Source organism: Veillonella sp. T11011-6, assembly GCF_002959755.1.
GTDB lineage: Bacteria > Bacillota > Negativicutes > Veillonellales > Veillonellaceae > Veillonella.
Map to the genome: position 1 here is coordinate 469,295 of NZ_PPCW01000004.1, position 25,820 is coordinate 495,114.

A 25,820-nucleotide genomic window follows, 5' to 3' on the forward strand; every position below is an offset into this window, starting at 1 on the left:
AAAACGACTTAGCTCACTATGGAGGCCTTCCAATAGGCCTAAGTTGAAGATCCTAATTTCATATAAAAAGAAAAGCACCTATCTCTAAAAATGACATTCCCTTAAGAGCTTTAGTTGAAAGCTCTTATTTCTTTATTAGACGTAGAAAGAACAGGTCCCTAAAAACGACTTAGCTCGCTATGGAGGCTTTTAGGGACCTGTTCTTTCGGTTAACTAATATGAAATTAGAGCTTCAACGCCTCGATCCATTCTGCTTCTTTAAAGCCAACGAGTACTTTGTCTTCAAGAACCAAGATAGGACGTTTCACAAGCATACCATTGGATGCTAATAAAGCGAGTTTTTCTTCTTCGCTAAGGTTTGGTAATTTATCCTTCAATTGTTGTTCACGATAAATCATACCAGATGTATTGAAGAATGCTTTTAAATCTTTACCAGATTGTGGATACCACGCAGCAATTTCTTCAGCTGTAGGGTTTTCAGACTTAATGTCACGATCTGTGTATTTAATATTATGATCATCTAAGAATTTCTTTGCTTTTTTGCATGTTGTGCATTTAGGATATTCAACAAATAACATAGCGTCTCCTTATAGTAATACATAATGTTATAACGATATATTTATAAGTTAAGTGTACCAAATATATCGAAAATTATCAATATCTCATTGACAGTCTACAGGTTCTAATGCATTACAATGATCAATAGAGCTTAATACTTCCTCCATCCCTGCACTATGCTTTGCGGTACGTAAATCAACATCCATCTGCAACCGCAAGAAATATCCTTCAGAAACACCAAAGTATTTAGCTAAACGTAGAGAGGTGTCTGCTGAAATAGCTCGTGTCCCATTCAAGATTTCCTGAATACGCGAAACAGGCACATGTATATCTTTAGCTAATCGATATGCAGATAGTCCTAATGGCTCCATAAACTCTTCTTTCAATATTTCACTGATGGTAGGTGTTGGAATAAACTTGTCCATATATATTCCCTCTCTATTAATGATAATCTATAATTTCTACATCATAAAAACTATTAATATCTTTCACTTTAAAACATAATCTATACTGGCTATTAATCCGTAAACTATACTGGCCAAAGCGATTGCCTTGCAATAACTCTAATCGGTTACCAGGTGGCCACCTTAAATCCTGTATCGATTCAGCATTATCTAATAATATTAGCTTACGAAGAGCTAATCTTTGTATAAACGGTGAAAAGCGTTTAGAAAAACTCTGATGGTAAACCTTTTCTGTTTCCTTATCTTTAAATCCGATAATCATAGAACCTCTCCTTTGATTATACCTGTTTTACAGGTATAACTCAATAATATATACCTGTATTTCAGGTATATTGTGGAATAACTTTATTCTATAAATGATTTCGGTAAAAGATTTCTCTAAAACAGCACTCAAATCCTACTGTTCTTCTGACTCTATTGGTCACCTATTTCGGAATGTATCTACTTCTAGTCATCACTTGAAGATCAGCAAATATTAGTACTAACTTTTATAATGGCTACAAATATAAAAAGACCTATATTCTCTAGACTCTCATGTGCAAAGTACAGCAGTGAAAGGTTAGAGAATATAGGTCTCTTATAAAATCTATATATTATTTTTCTTAGTATTCATAACACGATTTGCATTACAGCAAGAATGTAAGCCCCATAGCCACGAAGATGGCTGGTAATAGGTTCGCAATGCGGATTTTACCTGGCCAGATGAGGTCTATACCGACGCAGAAGATCAGAATAGATCCCACGTAGGATAGGTTATCGATGGCGCTCGGTGTCATCAACGGTGCTGCGATGTGTGCCATAGCGGTAATGATCCATTGCGTAATCCCTACCGGAATAAAGGAGAACAACGCACCCTTCCCCATAGAGGAAACCATAACCATAACGATGATGCCGTCGAGGATACCTTTTAATAAGAGCGTTTGGTAATTACCCGTTAAGCCGTCTTGAATAGAACCGAGTACGCCCATGGCTCCCACTGTAAACGTAAGGGATGCCGTAATAAAGGCGTGCGTAAACTGCGGATCACCAGTGTTACCAGTTTTGGCTTTCACCCAGTCGCCAAATACAGTAATCCAACGGTTAAGGTCGATAAGCTCACCAATTACGGCGCCTGCCACCATGCTAATGATCATCAGCATAGGCCCCGTCGTTTGTATCGTTCCGTTCACGATGACTAGCATATACTGCATGGCACCGCTCATCCCGAGGAGGAGAACAATAATGCCGCTCACCATCATGAGCGTCTGTTTTAAATTTTCTTTCATAAACCGACCAAATGCAAGTCCACACAAGCTGCCGGCTATGATGAGGCCAATATTAATGGCCGTGCCCAAACCAATCATATATTTTCCTTTCTGAATTGTGAAAGTATTAGCTTATTTCATCATCAGTATATCAACTATATCGAAATAAATCAATTTATCATAGCATACAACCAATCTGTACCGTTATATGGCCCTAGATAAAACATATAGCAAAAAGCCCCTATCCCGTGAAGGATAGGGGCTTCATGTTGTGTTTATAGCTTTGAGAGAGAAGTATATGAGAGACCCGCTTTGGAGAGAGAGAATATATGTGTTTGTATATAAAGCGGGCCGACATATGATGGAACGCTATCTTTCCATCGACTATAGTGTACACCTTAAAGTGCGGTTTAACACAAGTTCAATTTTGTAAAACTAATCATGTATAAAAACTATTGTTAACTAACGATTATACAAATACGTTACAACCTGTATTAATCCTCAGCGTCTGCAGGCAATCGAGCAATATCTGCGGTCTTATTAATCTCGTCAAAACAAGGACAGTCTTTACCGTGATCGTTGATAAGGCCACTGGCTTGCAGATGGGAATAAATAGTAACAGGGCCTACAAACTTAAACCCTCGCTTCTTTAGATCCTTACTAATCCGCGTAGACAAGCCATTCTTTGCGGGCATATGCCCATCAGGATGGCTTTCATAAATAATAGTTTTATTATGTGTAAAAGCCCAGATATAGTTGCAAAACGAACCAAATTCATCTTGAATACGTTTAAAAGCAGAAGCATTATTGATGATAGCCTCAATTTTAGGGCGAGACTTAAGCATGCCCTCAGTCTCCATAATCCGATTGACGTCGCTTTCACCATAAGCAGCAACTGTGTCAATATCAAAGTGATCAAAGCAGCCTCGAATGATGTCTCGTTTATTCAAAATCGTGAGCCAACTAAGACCACATTGGAGGCTTTCAAGACAGAGATGTTCAAACTGCAATCGATCATCATGAATAGGACGGCCCCACTCATGATCGTGATATGCCTGATACAAAGGCGTCGTCGGCCATTCACAAGTAGCCACTACACACCTCCATGGGCCCAAACGAGGACATCATACATGAGCGCTACCACGAGGCCCATCACGAGATGACCGCCCACATAAAACGGCACAAGATAATAGATGAATAGCAACAGTGAATGTAAAGCTCTGCGGAGCCATACAATCGGTGTAGACGTACCGCCGCCCACCTTGCCATCAAGCCAATTATGGACGATATAAATAGGTGTACCTAATCGAACAATCCAGTCGGGCATACGCTTTCTAGGATTGAGACCTGGGCAATACAAAATCACTAAGGGCAATGCCACCGCATCAAGGATGAGCAGCACCGTTAAGGTCAAGGAGAATAAGTCTATCTCGCCTTCCCACGTCAATGGATGAGCTATAAAGCGGAGCGCCCATAAATAGGCTTTATATACGATATACGGTTCTAATAGCCATAATAAGGGCTTCACTACACTCATGGGACTACCTACGCCAAACACAAAATAAGAAAACTACGCATTCGCGTAGTTATTTTTGATACTATTATTATATCAGATTTTGCACTTTTTGTGGGGTTGAAATTCATAAAGTTTTATCAAAATATACAATTTATAGTAGTTCTCAATGAAAGCCCCCACTATATAAGCTATTCCTCACTGTCGGCTCATATATACTGATTTTTCATCAATTTTATGACTTATTTTAATAAATCACCCAAAAAATTTAGTGAAATTTACACCATAAAATCTAGTGTAAACTACATCATAAAACCTAGCTCCATCACCTAAGAATTAGTATCAAAATTATGTGGCATTTTGTGCCCATACCCTATGTTATTATTAATAAAGGTAGTAAATACCGTCTCACTTTCTCCTTTTGAAAAATATAACTACAAATAAGGCAGTCCTGATGGACTGCCTTATTTGTATATTACATAGATTGTCTATTTCTCTATAGCCTCAACTATTTCGCCGATGTACATATAGTGTGGTTCCCAGCGATCACTGCCAGCTTTTGTATATTCAGGAGGATTGGATGCATAATACTCTTTTATTTTATCCGCTAAATGTGCTTCATCGAATTGATGTTCGTAAAGCTTTTTGCATACAAAAGTTAACTCTGCTTCTTCAAACATGACACCATTATCTACTGCAACTGGTGTTAAGCCCGAATTAGCCACCTTATCTTCGTCACGACCAGAATGAGATCCTAAATAACCAAGAGCCTTACGTTGGCTTTCAGGCAAGAAACTAACGGTAAACGTATCGTATTTCGCCATGAATTCTTGGGTATAACGAGCTGGATGGATGTACACAGTCACCGTGGAAAGATCATTACCAACTAGGCCCCACATGTTGCCCATGCTGCCCCAGCTAACAGTACAAGTATTAAAATCCTCAGGTGTACCAGCTGTAACAAGAGCCCAACGTTTTTCAAACATAGAAAACGCTTTATAATCTTTTGATTCAAATGGTTTCATAATGACCTCCGGTTTATCTTTTTCCCAATCTCGTCTAACTATCCTAACCCCATTATATAATGCACTAATATACAATACAATAAGTATTATGTTATATAATTATACTTAGTAACATAACCAATGGATTATGACAGTATCAATAGATATGAGAGTATAAACGGGAGATACTACCATGACAAAACTACCACTATTAGCGGGTGCTTTTATGATAAGCACTATATTATCACCAATAGGAGCCATCGATGTTAATATTCCTGGTGCAGATTCGAAGATTCCAAAGGATGCCTACATAAATTATCAAGCCACGAGCCCTGATATTGAAAAGGATGTGGCAAACTATGTGAAAGCACTAAAGTTAACAGACAAGGCTAACGGTATTAGTAAAAACGAAATTGAGTATGCTAAAGCTGCCTCTATATATCGCGGTCAACATTACCATAATACAGTCATCTCCATTCATGACCAATACAACCAAATTCGGCTTTCATTCCCTATAGCGGGGAAAAAAAGTGATTATGATATAGGACGTTACAAAAACCCAAGTCGAACCATTGAAGACTATCGGGTTTTAACCGATAATGGAAGTCTCAATTTAGAAATTGACTACGCAGATTTCAAAGACTACGACTGGCGCAATACCAAAATAGCTTATGAAAAATTGACAGATAAAAATGTTCGTGACTTCTTTCTAGACAAGGCCAAACAAAATCCGGCAAAACAGATTTCTGATATAAAGGGCACTGTATTTTCATACCCAACTCTGACCTACAGCACTTGGGATAGCATGAAGATGCCACACTTTGAAAACGGTAAAAAAACAACTCTTACCATCGACACGATCAATTTTAAGTTTAAGAACTATAACATGCGTCAACCCTTATATCATGCAGGGTTTGTCTATTATGATAACAACCCCGTTCTGAACAAAGTTCCTACAGATAAATTATTGGCTAATTATGTGCTTCCTTCTGTGCAAAATCTAAATGAATTAAATCAATATTCACGCATAGAAAACTTAAACGGTGTACAATACCGCGTACCAAAAGACGCTATATACATAGGTGAGGAAAAAGGCACCGAGTACCAAGATATTAGATACTACAAAAAGGGGAACATAACATTCTTTGTTTCTACTAATAATATTCCTAAAAACCCATATGCGCGCGATCTTGTTGTAAACGGGCATTACAATTTTAACATTAATTTAGATACGTTCTGGAATATATACTATTCCCAGCCAACATCAGATTATATTAATTATTCCGTTATATGGAATAATAATATTCCTGGATTATCCACACACATCTATACACCTCATAAGGATGATCACATCCTAACCTTTCAATCCTATGATGGGACCTATAGCTTTACCTATATCATCTTTTACCCAAGTTTTTTACATGCTGAGAAAGTTCAAAAATTACGGAATATGATTGAGTTTTTTGAGTCTACCAATAATCCTAGCTTTAAACTAAAAGAGCATGTTTTATTCCCAGATACAGAGAAGAGCCATGCCCATTAAAACATTGTTCAAAATCTAATAAGATGTGTAACCAAAACAGCCAGTACTGCAAATCGCAATACTGGCTGTTTTTCTTTCTCTATTTCTTTTTATGCATAAGTGTATCTACACATAGACAAAATATTAGTTAATCTTTAAGGCAATCTAAAGACATCAGCCTCCCAAATGTACTTCAACGCAGGAAACTCTTGCTTATGCGGACGATTGATCAATTTTGCCATTTCTACCATATTACGAATATCATGATAAGACGTCTTTACCGCATTGGCTTTATAAGCAACTTCAATGCTGTACACATATTTATCATCACGGATTGTAAAATATGTATAATTAATACCATTATCAAATTTTACACTGCCACTAAATGCAGGCATACCATTACGCCAAATAGTCGCATTATCATTAACTGAATATGGGTATTTTCGGCTCATCGTATCCATCGTAGAAAAAGCACCTGAATAAAAATGTTTTTCATCATTTGGAAAAATCGGGCGGCGCTTAATCAGCTGCACTATATCTCCCACCTTATAAACGCGCGTTTCCTCACCATAGGAGGTAGGCTCATAATCGGCTTTTCTCGTACTATTCTTGAGCACACGATATTCAAGGTTTCCCCATTTCTCAACATTAGAATAGCGTTCTATCGCCTTTGTATCCTCTACCGATGGAATCACATAATTCGCTAAAGCCCCTTCTGCATACCTAATATGATCTGGATTGCCATTACCACGATTTATGATGTTAACACGATATACATGGTTCGTATCACTAGGCAGGGAAAACTCAACACCCGTACTCGTAAGCGGCTCAGCTTTCTCTTCTTTTCCGGGGATGCGTGTCATAATCCCATACTTCTGCTGCCATTGACCATTTTTTACCGTTTTATATGTGAAAGCACGATCCGTATAGGTAGTCTTATCATCCACATCGACTACGATATCTGCATTCATACTTTTAATATAATATTGAGGAATACCATTTACGACATTAACAACGGAATTAGTGTTATCATTAATCGCCTTACTTTCAAGACTTGGATAAGGCATAGAAAAGCGAATATGCTGTGTATCATCGTCAAAGATGAACACCGTACTTTGATTAGCTTGGCGTTTTAAAAACTTGGCATTACCATCCATATATGCCTTAGCTTGCTCTACCGTTCTACGCCCATTTTTCACAGTCTGCGCTACCACAGGGCCTGAGCGACGTCTAAACTGAGCCTCTACCAGATTCATATCAACACTATTATACGAATAGCTTTCATAAGCAGTATCAGGCACCATGGCATCTCCACCAGGAAGATTTATATTGGTAGCATGTACTGTTACTATAAGACCAAACGAATAAAGTCCTATTAAAATAGTTCTTTTAATCATACAATTCCCTCAATATAAATAAGTTGTATATAAGACTATCCCTCTATAGCCTCAACTACTTCGCCGATGTACATATAGTGTGGTTCCCAACGATCTTTGCCAACTTGGGTATACATAGACGGATTTGCTGCATAATATTCCTTTACATTATCCGCTAAGTGAGCTTCGTCAAATTGATGTTCATACAGTTTTTTACATACAAATGTTAAATCTGCTTCTTTGAAAGTTACGCCATCAGCTGCTGCAACTGGTGTTAAACCAGAATTAGCCACCTTATCTTCATCGCGGCCCGAATGAGAACCCAAATAACCAAGCGCCTTGCGATAGCTTTCAGGAAAGAAACTAACGGTAAAAGTATCGTATTTAGCCATAAACTCTTGAGTGTAACGAGCCGGATGGATATACACCGTCACCGTGGACATGTCACCACCATTAGGTCCCCATACATTGCCCATACTGCCCCAACTAACCGTACAAGTATTAAAAGCCTCAGGCGTACCAGCTGTAACAAGAGCCCAACGATCCTCAAACATAGAAAACGCTTTATAATCTTTTGATTCAAATGCTTTCATAATGACCTCCGGTTTATCTTATTTTCCCAACCTCGTATAACTATCCTAATCCTATTATATGATGCATTAATATACGATACAACAATCATTATATTATATAAATATACGAATAAACTAATAAAAGCCGAGCTAATTCTAAGGAATAAAAGCTCGGCTTTTAGTTTATTTGACGTTTGAAATAGATTAATAGTTTACCAGTGGAATGCTTAACACAGTAGAGACGACAATTAAGATATACACCACAAAACATAGTTTTAACATAAGCGCTAAACTGACAAACAGGACTTTATAGATAGGTGCTTCTTGTTTCTTAGATCGTATCCAATCTTTAATTTTATAGTATATTTGGGGCTTGTTAAAATCTGGCGGTAATCGCTTACACCATAAAACGAGCCGCAGAATACAGCATATATTACCAAAGAGAAAGAATAGAAATAGACCAAAATGCTCCAATGAATATACTTTCAATACAAAGATATTATAGAGTAGCTGAGCAAATGTCTCTACAAAGTTAATCCATAGATAGATAAGATAAACCTTAAGCAAAAGCACTAAGATAGTTTTGATATATTTGAGTTTACTCATTGGTTCACCCCTATCAAAATATACAAACTAAATGCACACAACTGTATTACATTTTTTCTCGACTTTGCATGCGGATTACTTTATTTCTCAATGTTTCAATATTTGCAAAGTCAGAATATTCTACTGTGTTACGCAGCTGAATATGAGAATATGGCGCAGCCCCATCAGCATAAACTAAACTCATAATATATACATTTTTATCATCCCGTAAGAATCGATACATTAAAGATTTTTTACCTGGTTGATAGTTATCTACCAAAAAACTAGGCACACCATTATTCCAAACAGATGCTGACTGAATAGGTGCATCACCTATAATTTGACTTTCTGGCTTTACCTCCGAAATTTCATTAATAAAAGAGTAAATATATTTATCATCTACTTTTACAGGTTTCTTGGCCACAACAAGTCGCATCCCTAAGCCACTATAGTCCCTTATTTCGGCAGAATCCTTTAATGATTTCTGTGCTGTTAGTTTAAGCCCTTTAGGAATGCGATATATGAGATTATCCCAGTTAATACTTTCACTATAATGATCCATATCATCTAAAGAGCGAATCGACGGAATTACATAATTACTCATAACGCGCTCGAGCTTATCGGTAACGGGCTGATTTTTGTAGCTAAGGCCTATCATATATTCTTGGTTTGGTTGATTATCTAAACCAACTACAGCAACCATAGCAGGCGTATTCTCACCAAAAGATTCTGTATCAATAGCCCATTTACCATGTGAAATACCAGGATATATGAACTCCCCTTTTCGCTCCGATTTTAGTTTACCTAATGCATCATCATAATTTGGTTTCGTACCGATCGCAAAAAATATGGAATTCTCTCTTACAATAGATAAACGTTCACCATCACTGCGTTTTGGGTAATATTTACTTGCTAATAGTAGTCCAGGGACAGATGCTCGGATGTTATTACGATCATCATGCAACAACACAACTGCAGTCTCATTAGCAAGTAAGTCCATCAGCTTTTTAGAATCGCTTGCTATCTGATTGACTTCATCTCGTGTTAGTCCCCAATCAGTTACATACATTTCCATACGCTTCTCAGATTCAGAATGTAACTTTATAACATCACTAGCCGCTACATTACTCAAGTTACCGGCCCGATAATTCTCATACGCATTAGCAGGAATACTCGCATCTGCCCCTGGCATAGGCAGCTGTCCGGCTGGCACTTCAATCTGTACAGCACTTACATTTATGGTGAAAGCAGCTGCTAATGCCATCATAATTATACTTTTACGTAACATAAAACCCTCTCTTTTTCTTCTCTCACATTACAACAAAATAAGCACAACCTTATTAGCATAAGTATACTATGCAAATAAGGCCGTGCCTATTATTAATAATTTTATAATTTAGTATATACGATTTACGTCTAATTGATATTTATAAGGTTTATCTCAATTTGACGATATAAATCTTTATCCCTATAATATAAGTAGATAGCCAGACGAGTCGAAACGTCAGGCGCATCTCGAAAAAAGTAAAACATTAGGAAATGGCCTTTCAGTTATCTAGTCACACTAGGCAACGGAGGGCTATTTGTCTTTTGTGAGACAAATAAGCGCTACAAGTGTTCCACTAATAAAAGCCAAGCTATTTTTAAATATGAATAGCTTGGCTTTTTCATTGTGTAAATAGGTTTATAGCGTATCAGAAACAAAATATGCGTGTTCAAAAGCTTTCAAGAGCTAACGAAATATCAATCCAAGAATCATAAGCAGAGACATAACTAATATAACACCACCCAAAATAAAACCAGCTAAAACAGCCATAGTGCCATACGTTATTAGACATAACTTTATTAAAAAATCTATACAACTATATATACACATACCCACGGTAGATTCTTCTTTTAAAGAAATGAACCATGCTTTCACTCTATAATACATTTTCGGTTTATCAAACACAGGATATAGTTTCTCATACCATAAAATCACCCATGGTAAAACCCAAATATTCCCAAAGCAAAAAATCAATACCGGCACATAATCTCTTAATGGATATGCTTCTAATACATATCGATTGTACAGTAATGTATAAATCCCCCAAATAGAGGCTCCCCAGATAAGTAAAAGCACAAACTTTAACAAAAACAAAAAAATAAGTTTAATCATCAATCTAAGTCTATCCTCGATTCTGACCATTCTAATACTATCAATAATTTATTATGTCTCATCGTCATAAGCTATACCATATGCTTTTTGATAGAGCAAATTAGGCAATTTATATTTTTCATCACCAAAATCAGCAGGTAGAATCATAGCTTTTAGGTTTTCTGCATAGATTCGTTGTTGGCGAGTCTGTCCATTATTGTAATAGGTACCGCCATCATTAACGGTTCCAGTGATACCTGAGTTTTCTTGTTTTGCACGCCAAATAGAGATATATGGCGTCTTATCACCTTGTTTTAAACTTTTATCATGAACATTAATCAAATGGCGCAAAGAACGATCCATTTGGTAATCGTATTGTACTGAAAGTCCTTGGATCATATTAGCAGCAGGCATGGAAACATAAATGCTGGCTTCAATACGACGATGACCATTCGGTGCCGTTACAGACTTAACAGATGAAAGGTCCAAATATTTTCCATCCCCTCGTCCAGAGTCAGCACTCGAATCGATGTGCTCAAATCGCTCTGAGTTTAATAACTCAGCTTGTGATACGGCTTGACCTTTCATAGGCAATACGAGGCAGGCTAATAACCATAGTGAAAGTAAATATATGCGTTTCATCGTCCACCTCACTGCACCACAATATCGTCAAAATGCTGCTGATACACGGACATAAACATAGCATCCGCTATATCATACATAATAGTGTTATTACGATTAAGAGGGAATTTACGCGTATCGTTCACATAATGCATTGGCTTTGTCGCCCCATCAAAGGTATACTTCGCCACATCTACCTCTGTCATAGCCAAACCAGACTTACTTTCACTAGCCTCAATCAAAGCCATCATAGATGGACTCGGATTCATTATACGAGACGAATGAATAAGGGTCGCTAACGAATAGTTAGTATCATAATCCACAGTGAGCTGTCGCTCGTCAATGGTAGATTGATAAGACGTATCCATCACAACATAGTAGGTCCCGCGCAAAGAATACTGTGGCGGTGCATAGCGAAGGGCCTCAATAGAATACGTATTCAAATAGATATACAAGCCACCACTCTCCATGGAACCATTCATCGATCGTGTATGAACCAGCTTAAACTGTGGTGATGTTTTCAACTCTTGATAGGTAATTGCCTCTGTAGGCATGGTGAAAGCCAGCAATACAAGGACTAGCATTAAAATACGTTGAACCATAAAAACCTCTCTCAAACTAAATAGTCAAATACAGCTTATTTACTTAACAGCTTAACCCATTCCATATACCATGGAATAAAGATGGAACTATTTTCAAGTCTCTCCTTATATGCCCCTTCTTCCCGCCATTGTGGCTCTTTTCGTAACTTTGCCGCATCATCAAAGCCTACGTATTCAATCATATCTCTTAGCTGCTTATGCGTATACGATATTTTACTTTTATCATAATTAATACGATAACTGTAATAGTATACAGAATCTTTCACAACATGACGAAGATAGGATTCACGATTGGGCTTATAGGCATCAACTAAAGAACCAGGAATTCCGTTATTCCACACTACGGCGTACTGTGTAGGTGTATCCAAATCATTATATTTATGTAAATAATATATTATTGGAACCTTAATCAGCGTGTTATCTGTCTCTTTGCTCATAATTGCGCTACGTATTACCCGTATTTTAACCCCTGTATCCTCATAAGTTCTCACCTCATGTCTCTCATTTTCTACGGCTTCACTGACTAACTTAGCCGTCTTAGGAATGCGATAGTGAAAGTTCCCCCAATGCTCAATCTGACTGTAATTATCTAATCCAGATAAGGATTCTATGGATGGAATAATATAATTACTCATCACCACTTCAGGTGCTTGATCTTGATATGGATCTTCTGTATTAACCCATCCCCCATAAGTAACTCCATACGTTGTCTTTGTATCATCCGGAGTGAATTCCGTATACATTATACGAGAATTGTTTGACATGAACTTCCAAGATGCATTCCTCAACCCTGGATAATTATATTTTCCTTCACCTTCAGCATATTTACTAAGCTCTTTACCATGAGGTGGTCCTACTACTAAAAACGAACTGAGACTACGAACAGCAAATAATGGCCCTTTTCCAGGCTCAGTTTCTATCACATCACCACGGAAGCTAACATTTGGTACGGATAATCTGATATTTTTATCCCCTTCATGAATCAATACCACTGTAGACTGCGAATAATCTGCAAGCTCCAAAGCCTTAGAAAAACCAGGATGTTCCAGATTTAGCTTATCAAGCGTAGATGGCGGATTTTTAGGATTCGATTTTGCAAATTGACTATATGACTCTGCCTCTTGCTCCGCTACTTTATTAATATGCCGATAATTCTCATACGCATTGGCAGGAATTCTCGCATCTGCTCCAGGCATAGGCGGCTGTCCGGCTGGCACTTCGATCTGTACAGCACTTACATTTATGGTGAAAGCAGTTGCTACTGCCATCATAATTACACTTTTACGTAACATAAAACCCTCTCTTTTTCTTCTCTCACATTACAACAAAATAAGCACAACCTTATTAGCATAAGTATACTATGCAAATAAGACTGTGCCTATGATTAATAAATTTATAATTTAGTATATAGAATGTACTTTTAATTGATATTTATAAGATTTATCACCATTTGACGATATATATCTTTATCCCTATAATATAAGTAGATAGTCAGACGAGTCGAAACGTCAGGCGCATCTCGAAAATCAAAATACTTAGGAAATGGCCTTTCTGTTTACTTAGCTACCATGCGGTAACGGAGGGCTATTTGCTTTTTGTAAGGCAAATAAGGGCTACTAAGGCTCCAAAAGCAATGACAATAGCCAGTACTTGTAAGAGGAGCATGATTATTTCATAATCACTCATAGACTTATCCCTCCCTTCAAAAACGAAGAGAGGCCCAACCTCGTCTAACTATCCTAAGTCTATTATAGAACGAACTAATATACGATACAATAAGGAACGAATAATAGAGATATACAGATAAATGCATAGAAAAAAGCCCGTCATAACGGGCTTTTTTTAGTTCCTAATATATATACATTCTCCAACTCCCCAAGAAACTCCTCTTTGTAATTTCCCCAGTTTTTAAGGATAATAGAGTTATACTTGCATACGCACCACAAGTAGGTAAGGGTGATTTAGTATATGTCTCTAACTAGTTTGTAGTTTAGGAGGTGGCATATGGACGCTTTAACTATTATATGGGTCATTGTTTGTGCCTATTTATTACTGAATTTATTGGTCGGCGTGTATTGTCATATTCGTGTAAAAGATAGTACTGATTATCTACTCGCAGGTCGTCGTATTGGGGTTCTTATGACGGCAGGCACGTTAGCTGCTACAGAGATCGGTGGCGGGAGTACCGTTGGTGTAGCCGCGAAAGCATATGGTTCTTGGGGTTTATCTGCAGGTTGGTACGTAGTCTCTGCAGGGATTGGGGTTATTCTCGTTGCTTTCATCGCACCACTGTTACGACGTGCCATGGCAACGACCGTACCGGAAATCATCGGTCGTCGCTTTGGTGGCTCTAGCCATCTTATAACGTCGATTCTCTCTATGCTCGCAACCATTACCTTAGCAGGCGTACAGATTACTGCAACAGCAACCATTATTAGCGTTCTTACCGGGCTTTCAACAGAGCTAGCCATCCTCATCTGTGGCGCGGTACTCGTTATTTACACCATGTCCGGCGGTATGTGGAGCGTAACGATGACAGACGTTATCCACTTCTTCGTTCTCGTTGGGGGCTTTACCCTTGCCGTACCGTTCGTACTGCACAATGTGGGCGGCTGGGAATCAGTTGTAACGAAATTACCATCTGAACAGCTGGGCTTTACTAAGGTTGGTTGGAAAACCATCATCGGCCTTATTATCATGTACTTCATGACCTTCTCCACCGGCCAAGAATCGGTTCAACGGTACTTTGCCGCGAAAGACGAAAAAACGGCCGTTCTCGGTTCCATCATTTGTGGTATTATCATGGCTCTATTCGCCTTTGTTCCTGCCGTATTAGGCCTCGTAGCATTGGCTGAGTTCCCGAACATTGAAGCCAATAATGCAGTGGCAACGGTTGCACTTAACCTCATGCCTCCAGTAATGGCGGGCTTCGTTATGGCCGCTGTCGTATCGGCGACACTTTCATCAGGCGCAGGCGACCTCTTAGGCGCCGCAACTGTATTTACCAAGGATATTGTGGAACATCATTTTGGTAAAAGCCTCACCGATGCTCAGCTCACGAGATATAGCCGTCTATGCGTGCTATTCCTCGGCATTATCGCTATCGTTATCTCTCTCGTAAGCAAAGCCATCATTCCAATGCTCGTATTTGCTTTCACCATGAGATCTGCGGGCCCATTCGCTGCCTTCCTACTAGGCCTCACATGGAAAAATGCAACAGCTGGCGCTGGCATTTGGTCCATCGTGCTCGGCTCTATCGCAGGCGTATACTGGGAATTCGTGGGCAATCCATATGGCATTATGTCCATCATCTTTGGTTCCATCGTCAGCCTCATAGTCTTTGTAGCTGTCGTATGCATTGAAAGAGCCATGGGTAAACCACCGGCTCCACCGGCTATACCAAATGATTTAAAAGAATAACTTAAAAGAATAATGTAAGAGAACGTTCTAAAAGAGTTCTCTAAGAAAAAACTCCTATCGGTTAAACCAATAGGAGTTTTCTTATTTTATAACGATATCCTTAAATTATGTGCCATACACACATTCATCACAATTTGACGATATATCATAACCTTACTATAATATAGATAGATAGTCAGACGAGTAGTGACGTCAGGCTCATCTCACAAACTTAATAATATGTAGAAATGGCCTTTTCGTTTTATCTAATTTCCGAAGAAACGAAGGGCTATTTTGCTATTTCTAGACAAATAAGCGCCACAAGTGCTCCAAAGGATATCATGACTGATAAAATCCCAAGGATAATCATAATGATTTTATAACCACTCATAAGCAACCCTCCCTTCAAAAACGAAGAGAGGCCCAACCTCGTCCAACTATCCTAAGTCTATTATAGAACGAACTAATATACGATACAATAAGGAACGAATAATAGAAATATATAGATAAATAAGAAAAAGACCGCACCCTAAGGTACGGTCTTTTTCTTATTTCTTCAGTCTTTTATTGCTGGTATGTCTTAGTTGCTTGGCATTTCCGAAGTCTAAGTATTCCATTATATTACGTAGTTCAATATGATTATACTTATTTTTACCATCTTCATAGGTAAGCGAAATATAATATTCATATTTACCATCTGTTATCAGTTGGAAAATACGAGATTTCTTACCTGGATTATATTGCTCCAAAAGATAAGAAGGAACACCATTATTCCATATTAAGGCTGCTTGAAGAGGTATATCTTTTACTAATATTGGATTCTTTTTATAGAAAAAGTGTTTTAAAACAGTCTGAGTATACAACTGTATAGGCACCGCTTTATCTGCTAAGGCACTACGTGCAACAACGAGTTTCATACTATCTCCAACATACACGCGACCTTGAAAGTTATCACTTTTTTCTTCCCTATCTAACATCATACCCTTGGGTAGTCGATAGGTTAGATTATCCCACGTAACAGTATCACTAGTTTTATCTAGATTATCTAATGTCTGCATAGAAGGAATTACAAAATTAGCCATTGTAGATTCTAACTTTTTTGTAACGGGCTGATTCTTGTTACCTAAAAATGCCATATACGTCTGATTTGGGTATTTATCGAAAGTAACAGCTGCATACATTACAGGTAGATTTCCATTCGCATATTGCTCTCTTATTCCCCAATAACCTTTACTAAGGCCCGTATACATAAATTCCCCTTGCCGTTGAGCCTTTTTATTAAATCCTGAATCTTCAACTCGTTCATTAGCACCTACTAGCCCCGCAATAGCATAACGATCAAAAACATACGAGCCTTTACCCTTTTTATCCAAATCCTCAAAATAACTTTCTACCACTGAAATAGGCAATGTCACTTTAGCCTTATAGTCACCTTCATGCAATAAAATTACAGTAGATTCATGCGTAATTAAATCCAAATACTTCGCATAGGCTTTTTTTAATTGCTCTGCCTGCTCTGCAGTACCTTTTTTCTTAAGAACCTCTCCATCAATCCGCTTATTATAATCTTCCATTTTCTTAATGTGGTCAGCAGTAGTAATATTGCGAGTCTTATCGTAACGATAGTTCTGATATGCAGTATCTGGAATACTAGCATCAGCCCCTGGTACAGGTGGTTGTCCTTCAGGAACAGTATACTGCGCCGCATCAATAGGCATGGTAAAAGCTAATGCCACAGCTAAGCCCAACAAGGTACTTTTTAGTTTCATACAACACCTCTCAAACAATAATAGACACGTTCTCTCATTAGTATAAGTATACTATAACCTAGAGAACGTGCCTATTTATGCTTATTGCAATTTTTTCAACTCTGCTTTAATTTCGTTAACTTCAGCCCGTAGTTCTTCGTTGTCTGCACGCAATGATGCATTGTCGGCTTGTAGATCTTTGATTTGTTTTGCCATTTCAAAGCGGCTTGTTTTGAGTGTTGGGTCTTGTTCGCCTACCTTGAAAGAAGCACCGATGTTAAACATGCTTTCACCACCAAGGGTAACACCAGCGTGAACCATGGAGTTTTCGTTTGGCTGATAAGAGGCCCCAATAGCGCCCGCATTTGAGTTCTTATAATGGCCTACACTGGTCGCAAAGGACCATTTATCGTTTGGATTATAGTCCAAATAATGAAGCCCCGCCAATGCCGCAGAGGCAGCGCCCACCTTGGAGACTTGACGATCCGTATAGGACTTGGCATTGTTGAGCACCTTGTCCCCAATATTCACGGTATTATTTTCGAGCGTAAAAATACGATTCGTATTGTTATCGACCTGCGTTTTCACCTCGTGCAACTGGCTGCCATTGATAACATCCGTAGACGTTTTAGAAACCTCACCCTTAGACACATTTACGATTTTATTGTTCCCATTATCGAGGCCTTTATTAGTGAGAGACACCGTCTTCTCATTATCATGGTCCCCATCGGTAGTCGTGATGGTCACTCCGTTATACCCATAATTCGTATTGTATTCAGTGCTGTTCTCATTGTCATAGTGCACAATCTTCGTACCATCAGTGCTAAGCTCAGACTTATCACCACTTTGTATATTGCTCATGGTGAAAGTTTTAGGCTCCATTTGTGCCATGTATTTATTTTCTTTTCGATCCAGAATGGCCAAGCTATAATCCTCTATCCAAACGAGCTCATGAGTGCCGTTATACATATCAAAGTAACCGGCACCAATACGCGTATGACGATCATCAGGATGACCAGCATTCTCTCCTACAGTATTACTAATAGACATGCCATCAGATTCAATACGAATACCGTGGTTAATATCCCCAGCAGTGCCTATAAACGTTCCCTGATACGTAGGATAATTCGTCGTAGAAATCTCATAATTCGTAGAACCATCCGCATTCGTACTCGCATTCACCAATAAATTCTCACTATTTGTAGAAACAGTAGAATCCGCATAAACCGTTAATCCATTCATACTCAATACAGACACAACACCAGCTAACAATAAAAACTTTTTATTCATTATAACTCCCCTTATGTTTACAGTTGAATTTTCATTCATACACGCTTTATATTGTATGGATTTAATAATACATAATGCTTACTTCTTTAATTACTATAAACAGACAAAGAAACCTCATTATTCCCAAAAAATATATATTCACCATGACCAATAGAGAATGCACCTTGGAATGTATTCTTTGAAAACTCGGATGGCATTCGATTAAATTGATAGAAGTTATAATAGTCAATCATGGATGCATCAGTTCCCAATCCAGACTTATCAAAATGACTACCTTTACCAGTAATTGTAATAACTGTAACCATATTATGGTCAAGACTAACACTAAGGCCTAAATCCATATATTTTAAGGTCTCACGTCCACGAACATCACTTGAACTTGGAGCACCAAGCAGATCAATTACCTGTTGTCGACTCATTCCTAAATGCACACCACGAACAGATTCATAATGCTCCTTTTGCAATCGATTAGTTAATTGGCTTTTTTTATTCATAATCAAGGTTCTGTGCTCGCCATTACCCAACCACTCTAGATGAATAGCTTTTCTACCTTGAGCCTCTTGAATAATAAAAACACCTGCCCCAGGATAACCACCAACAAAATCAGCACCATCAACAATACGGCAACCATTAATATATCCGTTAGAAATACTCAATACCTTATTGCCACTAGCATCATACCAATCACCAGCTACCTTTTGAGACGCACGAATAACTAAATCTAATGGCATTTGAGCTGCTTCAACTGTTAAGGCAGAAAATAAACACATAAAACTAAAACACATACACACAAACAATCTCAATTTTGATTTCATATCTAATCTCCCTAATCCCCATATCTGTAGATATCAAACAAGAATTAATCGAATCTTATGATTCTAATTATATTAGAGTAAATAAGGTAGTAATGTATATTCTTTTACATCATTTAGTACAGTAGTGCTACCATGACGGTCATATTTATATCTAATCAAAACGACTTTATCAGTATACTTGTTAAATACAAATGATAACCCACTATTATGTGCTCCTACATATTCACCAATATAATAGCCGCTATATTTATCATAGCCCTCTGAAATCTCACCATAAGGCTCTGACGGAGTTTGATAAATCGAGTATTCCACTAAAGGACCATATGTAGCTTCTACATCACTTCTACTCATACCTACAGTTATTCCTTTATTTGTGGCATAGCCTGGTTTTATGATAAAAATATCTGGCCGTATTGGTGCATCCCAAATAGAAACTATTACAGATTTATCTGCTGAGATATACATATCATGATGTCCATATCTATGATCTGCTAAAAATAATGAATAGTTGTAGTTATTTAAATAGCTATATAAATCAGGATTATTTTCTAAACCACCTAATACACCAGAATCATCAGTATGTGCTATTGCACATTGAGCTAAGCTAACACTAAAAACAAATAGCAATAATAACTTACTTATAAAGGATTTCATTACAATTCTCCCGTTATTTACACATAGTAAACATAATATTTACCAAAAAACTGATACAATACGAATAGCCAGTACCTATTCAGGCACTGGCTTCGTATATTTAATTCTTATTCGTTTTATTATTTTTATTCTTCTCAATTAAATCAAGGTACTCTTTAAAGTTATTAATCTTAATAGCTTGCCATGTACCATCTTCAAGTTTTTTCATAAGAAGATCAAAGGTAACATCTTGATTAAGATCTTTTGAGCTAAAAATAATTGGTACAATTGCACTATTTCCATCAATAGTAGCAGAGCCAATACTTTTAAACTCAAGGTCCTTAACACCAGTCTTTTCTTTTACTTCACTAGCAGCTTCTTTAGACTTAGTATTTTGATTAGAATCCTCAGATTTCTTTTCAACACCATTATAAATTTCTTGAGTTAATACTGGTACAATTTGAGATTTTAAACCTTTAAGCATTACTTCTGCAAAGCCTTTGAATGGATTATCTTTAATCACTGGATCATTCATTTGTACATCTACAAAATCATCATAACCAGATCCTATAATACTTTCTACATCAACATGCTTTTTAAAGGTAACAACATCATGCTTCTCTACGGATTCACGAGCAAGATTTAATGAATATACTGGTGTTTTTGTAAAATACCCAAAATACCAACCTAATACGATAGCAATAACAGCTATAAGAACGGCAATAATAATCTTCTTTTTAGACATATATATCTCCTTTGTTTTATCTCAACCACTGAATTTTCCATACTTATATCTCAATCAATTATTAATATTATTCTTCAGGTTGAGTAATTTGATTATTAAAAGTTCGGCCGATAAAAAATACCAATAAACCGAACAGGATAAATGCCGCACCCCAGACCATTAAGTCTTTAAAGAATGTTGCTGTAACAATATCTAATACGCCTGTAACTACTAATAGAGTGCCAACACATGTAAGAACTTTCATACTTTTAGATTTAAACAGTAAGAAAAGCCCACCTACAAAACCAATAGCCGAAGAAAGTATTCCTATATATCCATCCACAAGACTAGCACCAAACATTCCACCTAAAGCTTTAGCAATATTAGCTTGCCAATACAAAAATATAGATATTATGATAATAATCAACGCACACACAATGGTAATTGCTCTTCTCATATGATAACTCTCCCTTTGTAAAACTAGTTATAACTCCCTTTTTCTTTGTCTAGTTGATCTTGGAATTGACTATTTCTCCAAACAGAGCCATCAGTAAAATGCACTTGTTTGAGGATAATTTTTCCTTTTGTCGCTCTATCAGATAAATATAAAGTCCAAGCTCCTGTCAATACACCATTTGGTGCTGCCTCCCCTTGTAAGGTAAGTGGAGATGTTACATTTCCATCACCTTGGCTAGCTGGGCGACCAAAATTATCAAACTTCAAAATAACAAACTCTGCCGCATCAATAGTCTTTGAAGTTACATTAATCAACTCTACGCGAGTTCTTGTAATCCCCATATCATCAGGTCCAATGCTAAAGTTTCCAACTTTCATCGGTTGATCTGGTAAGTCAGTAATAGGCTTACCTTTTAATTCACTAGGCACATACATAGCAATTTTATCTTCTAAGTTCTTTTTATCTGCCTTTAATTGTGTAACTTCTTGTTGAAGTGCACTATTCTCACTTTTTAATTGTTCCAATTCAGCTGAATTACCGCATCCCACCAAGACTAATAGTGATGTACCTAACAGTACTGTACTAATCATTTTCTTCAGCATATTCAATCTCCTTTTACAATACAAACATACTAGTTAATTCCAATATACTATATACAGTTAAACAAATAATTATAAATAAAAAACCCTTTCATAAAATGAATATAAAATGAAGTGAATATTTCATAGATTCACCAAAGAGTATCGATAATTTAATAAATCTATAAGAAGTCTGAAATTAAAATGACTCATGACCTAGTCTCCATTGATGACTGGACTACATTCACAATTGTAAAGCGACAAGAAGACTTTGCTGAAATAGCACTAAAAATTTGGCCACGTGGCTAGGCTATATATAAATAACAAAAATAAAACCACCCCTATATGAGGTGGTTTTTATCAAGAGTGAAAAGATATTTGTTTTGTCTTAATGATAACCTTTTATTTATGTCTCCCGTATGTTATTGTTCTCCCTATAGTTCCTCCTCTCTTTCTCTCCCCTATTACTTCTTCTCCCTCTACTTATTCTTCTCTCCCCCTAACGTTTTATCTTGTTAGGTCTCTCCAGGCGATAAATAGTTCAGCCACGACTTGTGGGTTTTGGCTGAGTTTGATGCGGGCTAGCATTTTGCGCACGTAGTTACAATGTTCTAGCATGGCTTCGTTCAGCTTGTGTTTCACGTGGTGTGGGGCTTGGTACACCAAGATAGGTTTAAAGTCGCCCACGTGAATGTAGCTCGTATCTGGATCAGGGCCATCGGTAACGATGTATTGATAGGGTATCGCCACATTAAAGAGTCCGTACACCACATCCTTGCCAATAGGGCGTCTACATTTAATATGACCAAAGGTCAGATGTGGCCCATAAGTCTTAGGCGCCGTATAGCTGCTGCGCCGACCGTCGCTGGTCATGATATAATTCGGCCTCAACCCTTCTTGTAAGGCCAGCTCACGTAGGATGGTACGAATTGGCAGATGTACCAATTCTTGACGACCATCTACGAAATAGCACATCGTGCTGTCCCCACCGCCAGGTTCATAGGTAGGAATAAAACAAACAATATGATTCTTTGGATTTGTATAGATCAAATCCAAATTCTCTCCCTTAGATAGCCAAGTGGCCACCGCTACTGGTACTTCATTACATGTCATCATAGGAATTCTCTCCCCTCAACTTAGGAACATTCCTTTCAACAATACAATGAACACGTGTTCTGTGAAAGCAGATTCGCATGCTTTAATCTGCTGTTGGTTTAATTGTATATCACACTGTATAATTTGTAAATATATACACAAAACTATAGAAATTTATGTAAAATTAAAGACTTTATGATCTTGTAAAAGTAATATATACCTATATGCGTCATTATTTTCTCATTTAAATTGAGAATTGCATATTTTATGTATATCTGTTAATCGCGATTAACGTAATTATACAAAAATCAGAATATAAATAAGAAATTAAATTATATTAACACATATCATTATAATAAGAACTTAGCTCTAATTAGCACATAACTCTAATACGTGCACAGCTCTAAAACATATATATCTCTAATGAATGTATAGTCCTAGTGCATTCGTATCTAGTGTACTCGTAGTTTCTTAAAGTCTGTCGTCAAGTATCTGCGCAGCTTCCGCAGGGCTCGTTCATGGCGCCGTTGGATAGCTTGGCGGCTGCAATTCAGTTCTTCGCTGACGGATACGAGGCTTTTACAATCACCGTACACGCGGCGCAATAGGTCTTGTTGATCTGGAGATAATCTACCGAGAGCCCATACGAGGCGAGCCCGTAATCGTTGTTCCTCATCGGCCGTCATGATCATGTCTGCTATATTTTCTCCCGATGAGAATATATCCATACCAACAGCTACCTCGCTATCATCAGTGATCCGGTCTGGTATATGAATCTCACGATGATTACGCAACCGCTCCCGCTTCCAATACCGCATATAACCATATCTAACACCGGCTTTCACAAAGCCAGGGAACGGTACAGATCCTTTCAAATCAAAGCTATAAATCGATTCTAGTAGGATGGCCCACAGATAGCTCTCTAGGTCTTCACGGAACTCGCGGTTCCCCGTCTTATTCGTATAGTGCAAGATGAGTGGCCGATACCTGCGACAGAGCTCGATTTGAGCCGCATCATGGCGCAACTCATCAACGGACCACGGCTGATATCCAACCGTCTGAATCCGCATATTCGGATTTTGACAAATCGACACGAGACTCTTATCCGATAAGGACGTTAAGACCTGATGACCACAGATAAGAGTCTGTAATTTCAACTCCTCTGGTACCTTGTACTCTGGTTCCTTAGGCGGTATCGTTTCAGATTCTAGCTCCTTAGAAGAAGGTCTCTTAGAAAGTACTTCTTTGGAAGCTGTTCCCTTTGAAGATATTTCCTCAGATTGTAAGCTTGCAGTTTTAATACAGGTTCGTTGTACTAACGGTTCTTCGTTTGTGTATAACATAAATCCCCTTTCCTGCCATGGCATAGCGCTTATCTACACAATAGCGCGGAACGGGGATTTTGACAAATTGGCAATTCTTTAGAATTCCTACATATTCTGTAACAAACTAGCATTAATTTCTATCCATTAAAAGACATAACTATACACCTATATACGTAATTGCTGAAAATAATACAAAAAAGACACCACAGAGGAATATGGTGTCTCTTTTAGAGGAATTAGTACTACCATTGGGTAATAGTACGTAAGCTACAATTACTGATATACACGTTAGGAATAACGTAATCTGATGTTACAAGTAATTGTACAGATAATCGTATTTTAAATTGTCTGATTACATTGCAATACAGGAGGCTTCCACAAAGTCTTTGAGTTGTGGTTTTACGTAGGTTTGGTACACGTCTGCACCATTGCCACGGACGATGTCGCCCCAGTATTTATACACATAGCGGTACCAGAAATGGAACATACTATTTGTAAAGTGGTAGTCAGCGTATTTCGCTGGTCCACGGCTATTCGCTTGAATACGACCTACGAGGCCCATAGTCATCAAGTCGTTTAAGCGAGATGTAAAGGTGCCGCTTTTAATTTGGCTAGCTTGCAACAACTCCACATAGTATGGTCTCTCTAGTGTAGCAAGGCCAGATAGGATCGCATTAGCACCTGTTATATTTTTCATATCTCGATGTAAGATATGCTGTGTTTCTTCAAAGAGTGCACCCGATACGGAGAAGAACAAATTAATGATATTCGTATCAATGCTTTCACCATTATCAAAGTACTGCACATAAGCAGGCAAACCACCTGTTACGGCAAACACGGTACGCAAGTCATCCTTGGCATAGTGAAGGCCCAAGGATTTCATGTCCACCAAGGAGAACGGTTTCACCTCGAAATATTCCGACACATAGGGACCAATCAAGCTGCGATCGCCAATGATGCGGCCATCGAGCTGTTCTAACCCATTCGCCATCAAGATGATGTTCAAATGGCTCGTTTCTTTATAAGCATCTAACAAATCGCGCAAGTGTATAGGGAACTGAGGTACAGCCTCCACCAAGGAAGGGTAGTCATCAATCACCACAGTCTGAGGCGTTTTTACACTGCTTTCAAATAGACCCTCAAAGGCCTCTTGCAAGCTAGTGATCGGTTCGAATTTATCCTGCCCATCAGCAGGAACAAAACGTGCCTCAAGAGCTCGATTCATATCGGCTACATGGATTGCTTCATTAGCCATGCGACCCGCCAAGTATAACGCCTTATGACGGCGCACAAGCTGGGAAGCCACATAGGATTTGCCACTGCGATGCGGACCATACACAACACACAAACTCATTTGATTCATCGCAATACGGGACTGGATACTCTCAATAATCTCAGCACGTCCCACAAAATTCATATACTCTCACCTCCAACATTCTATGGAGACTATTATATCATAAATTTAAAACAATTTTAAACTTATTTTCATATTATTAACATGACTTTTGATTATGTTAAATTTTTTACGCATAAAATGCACTTATTTAATGGTTTACTT

The 25,820-nt window shown here is 37.9% G+C and carries 26 protein-coding genes; 2 read left to right on the top strand and 24 right to left on the bottom strand.

Going from position 1 to position 25,820, the window contains the following annotated elements:
* Positions 1–224 precede the first annotated feature (224 nt).
* The 7 genes from VRHSUH10_RS06845 to VRHSUH10_RS06875 all read right to left on the bottom strand — a co-directional run bounded on the left by VRHSUH10_RS06845 (position 225) and on the right by VRHSUH10_RS06875 (position 4,804).
* Positions 225–578 carry a Spx/MgsR family RNA polymerase-binding regulatory protein gene (locus VRHSUH10_RS06845; RefSeq protein ID WP_005384960.1) on the bottom strand — a complete coding sequence of 118 codons (354 nt, stop codon included), beginning with the start codon at positions 576–578 and terminating at the stop codon, positions 225–227.
* 84 nt (positions 579–662) lie between these two features.
* Positions 663–983, bottom strand: a complete 321-nt coding sequence (locus VRHSUH10_RS06850) for a HigA family addiction module antitoxin (RefSeq protein ID WP_105089947.1) — start codon at positions 981–983, stop codon at positions 663–665.
* Between the two features lie 16 nt (positions 984–999).
* Positions 1,000–1,284 carry a type II toxin-antitoxin system RelE/ParE family toxin gene (locus tag VRHSUH10_RS06855; RefSeq protein WP_005384956.1) on the bottom strand — a complete coding sequence of 95 codons (285 nt, stop codon included), beginning with the start codon at positions 1,282–1,284 and terminating at the stop codon, positions 1,000–1,002.
* Positions 1,285–1,648: 364 nt separating this feature from the next.
* Positions 1,649–2,365 (bottom strand): DUF554 domain-containing protein, encoded by a 717-nt coding sequence (locus VRHSUH10_RS06860; protein ID WP_005384954.1) that lies wholly within the window; start codon positions 2,363–2,365, stop codon positions 1,649–1,651.
* A gap of 395 nt (positions 2,366–2,760) precedes the next feature.
* Positions 2,761–3,360, bottom strand: coding sequence for a DNA-3-methyladenine glycosylase I (locus VRHSUH10_RS06865; protein ID WP_105089948.1), 600 nt, complete (start codon positions 3,358–3,360; stop codon positions 2,761–2,763).
* Positions 3,360–3,803, bottom strand: coding sequence for a hypothetical protein (locus VRHSUH10_RS06870; protein WP_039968845.1), 444 nt, complete (start codon positions 3,801–3,803; stop codon positions 3,360–3,362). The genes VRHSUH10_RS06865 and VRHSUH10_RS06870 overlap by 1 nt, the downstream gene beginning before the upstream one ends.
* Before the next feature lie 464 nt (positions 3,804–4,267).
* Positions 4,268–4,804, bottom strand: coding sequence for a flavin reductase family protein (locus VRHSUH10_RS06875; RefSeq protein WP_105089949.1), 537 nt, complete (start codon positions 4,802–4,804; stop codon positions 4,268–4,270).
* 172 nt (positions 4,805–4,976) lie between these two features.
* Between VRHSUH10_RS06875 and VRHSUH10_RS06880 the strand changes: the two genes are divergently transcribed.
* Entirely contained in the window at positions 4,977–6,326 is a 1,350-nt protein-coding gene (locus tag VRHSUH10_RS06880; RefSeq protein ID WP_105089950.1) for a hypothetical protein, read from the top strand.
* 134 nt (positions 6,327–6,460) lie between these two features.
* Here the strand turns inward: VRHSUH10_RS06880 and VRHSUH10_RS06885 are convergent, their stop codons facing one another.
* The 7 genes from VRHSUH10_RS06885 to VRHSUH10_RS06920 all read right to left on the bottom strand — a co-directional run bounded on the left by VRHSUH10_RS06885 (position 6,461) and on the right by VRHSUH10_RS06920 (position 13,490).
* A complete protein-coding gene (locus tag VRHSUH10_RS06885; RefSeq protein ID WP_105089951.1) occupies positions 6,461–7,702 on the bottom strand; it encodes a hypothetical protein in 1,242 nt (413 codons plus the stop codon).
* A 35-nt stretch (positions 7,703–7,737) separates the two neighbouring features.
* Positions 7,738–8,274 (bottom strand): flavin reductase, encoded by a 537-nt coding sequence (locus tag VRHSUH10_RS06890; RefSeq protein ID WP_105089952.1) that lies wholly within the window; start codon positions 8,272–8,274, stop codon positions 7,738–7,740.
* Positions 8,275–8,905: 631 nt separating this feature from the next.
* Entirely contained in the window at positions 8,906–10,126 is a 1,221-nt protein-coding gene (locus VRHSUH10_RS06900) for a hypothetical protein (RefSeq protein ID WP_105089954.1), read from the bottom strand.
* Positions 10,127–10,570: 444 nt separating this feature from the next.
* On the bottom strand, positions 10,571–10,996 hold the full coding sequence (locus tag VRHSUH10_RS06905) for a hypothetical protein (protein ID WP_105090037.1): 426 nt from the start codon (positions 10,994–10,996) through the stop codon (positions 10,571–10,573).
* 51 nt (positions 10,997–11,047) lie between these two features.
* Positions 11,048–11,617 (bottom strand): hypothetical protein, encoded by a 570-nt coding sequence (locus VRHSUH10_RS06910; protein ID WP_105089955.1) that lies wholly within the window; start codon positions 11,615–11,617, stop codon positions 11,048–11,050.
* An 8-nt stretch (positions 11,618–11,625) separates the two neighbouring features.
* On the bottom strand, positions 11,626–12,198 hold the full coding sequence (locus VRHSUH10_RS06915) for a hypothetical protein (RefSeq protein WP_105089956.1): 573 nt from the start codon (positions 12,196–12,198) through the stop codon (positions 11,626–11,628).
* 35 nt (positions 12,199–12,233) lie between these two features.
* Positions 12,234–13,490 carry a hypothetical protein gene (locus VRHSUH10_RS06920; protein ID WP_024064330.1) on the bottom strand — a complete coding sequence of 419 codons (1,257 nt, stop codon included), beginning with the start codon at positions 13,488–13,490 and terminating at the stop codon, positions 12,234–12,236.
* A gap of 712 nt (positions 13,491–14,202) precedes the next feature.
* Here VRHSUH10_RS06920 and VRHSUH10_RS06925 point away from each other — a divergent pair.
* Positions 14,203–15,618 carry a sodium:solute symporter gene (locus VRHSUH10_RS06925; RefSeq protein WP_105089957.1) on the top strand — a complete coding sequence of 472 codons (1,416 nt, stop codon included), beginning with the start codon at positions 14,203–14,205 and terminating at the stop codon, positions 15,616–15,618.
* Positions 15,619–16,145: 527 nt separating this feature from the next.
* On the opposite strand, the gene VRHSUH10_RS06930 is transcribed toward VRHSUH10_RS06925, so the two are convergent.
* From VRHSUH10_RS06930 to VRHSUH10_RS06975, 10 genes are all read right to left on the bottom strand, one after another.
* Positions 16,146–17,366: a hypothetical protein gene (locus VRHSUH10_RS06930; RefSeq protein ID WP_105089958.1), complete on the bottom strand. Its 1,221-nt coding sequence runs from the start codon at positions 17,364–17,366 to the stop codon at positions 16,146–16,148.
* Between the two features lie 81 nt (positions 17,367–17,447).
* A complete protein-coding gene (locus tag VRHSUH10_RS06935; protein ID WP_233187089.1) occupies positions 17,448–18,635 on the bottom strand; it encodes a YadA-like family protein in 1,188 nt (395 codons plus the stop codon).
* 86 nt (positions 18,636–18,721) lie between these two features.
* Positions 18,722–19,450 carry an outer membrane protein assembly factor BamE gene (bamE, locus tag VRHSUH10_RS06940; RefSeq protein WP_105089959.1) on the bottom strand — a complete coding sequence of 243 codons (729 nt, stop codon included), beginning with the start codon at positions 19,448–19,450 and terminating at the stop codon, positions 18,722–18,724.
* Positions 19,451–19,522: 72 nt separating this feature from the next.
* Positions 19,523–20,104 carry a hypothetical protein gene (locus VRHSUH10_RS06945; protein ID WP_105089960.1) on the bottom strand — a complete coding sequence of 194 codons (582 nt, stop codon included), beginning with the start codon at positions 20,102–20,104 and terminating at the stop codon, positions 19,523–19,525.
* A 100-nt stretch (positions 20,105–20,204) separates the two neighbouring features.
* Positions 20,205–20,828, bottom strand: a complete 624-nt coding sequence (locus VRHSUH10_RS06950; protein WP_105089961.1) for a hypothetical protein — start codon at positions 20,826–20,828, stop codon at positions 20,205–20,207.
* Between the two features lie 67 nt (positions 20,829–20,895).
* Positions 20,896–21,264: a hypothetical protein gene (locus VRHSUH10_RS06955; RefSeq protein WP_105089962.1), complete on the bottom strand. Its 369-nt coding sequence runs from the start codon at positions 21,262–21,264 to the stop codon at positions 20,896–20,898.
* A gap of 23 nt (positions 21,265–21,287) precedes the next feature.
* The gene (locus VRHSUH10_RS06960; protein ID WP_105089963.1) at positions 21,288–21,866 is read right to left on the bottom strand and encodes a hypothetical protein; all 579 of its coding nucleotides are present in this window, start codon (positions 21,864–21,866) and stop codon (positions 21,288–21,290) included.
* A 483-nt stretch (positions 21,867–22,349) separates the two neighbouring features.
* A complete protein-coding gene (locus tag VRHSUH10_RS06965) occupies positions 22,350–22,958 on the bottom strand; it encodes a hypothetical protein (protein ID WP_039968834.1) in 609 nt (202 codons plus the stop codon).
* Between the two features lie 431 nt (positions 22,959–23,389).
* Positions 23,390–24,280, bottom strand: a complete 891-nt coding sequence (locus tag VRHSUH10_RS06970) for a sigma-70 family RNA polymerase sigma factor (protein ID WP_105089964.1) — start codon at positions 24,278–24,280, stop codon at positions 23,390–23,392.
* Positions 24,281–24,614: 334 nt separating this feature from the next.
* On the bottom strand, positions 24,615–25,679 hold the full coding sequence (locus tag VRHSUH10_RS06975; RefSeq protein WP_105089965.1) for an ATP-binding protein: 1,065 nt from the start codon (positions 25,677–25,679) through the stop codon (positions 24,615–24,617).
* Positions 25,680–25,820: the final 141 nt, after the last annotated feature.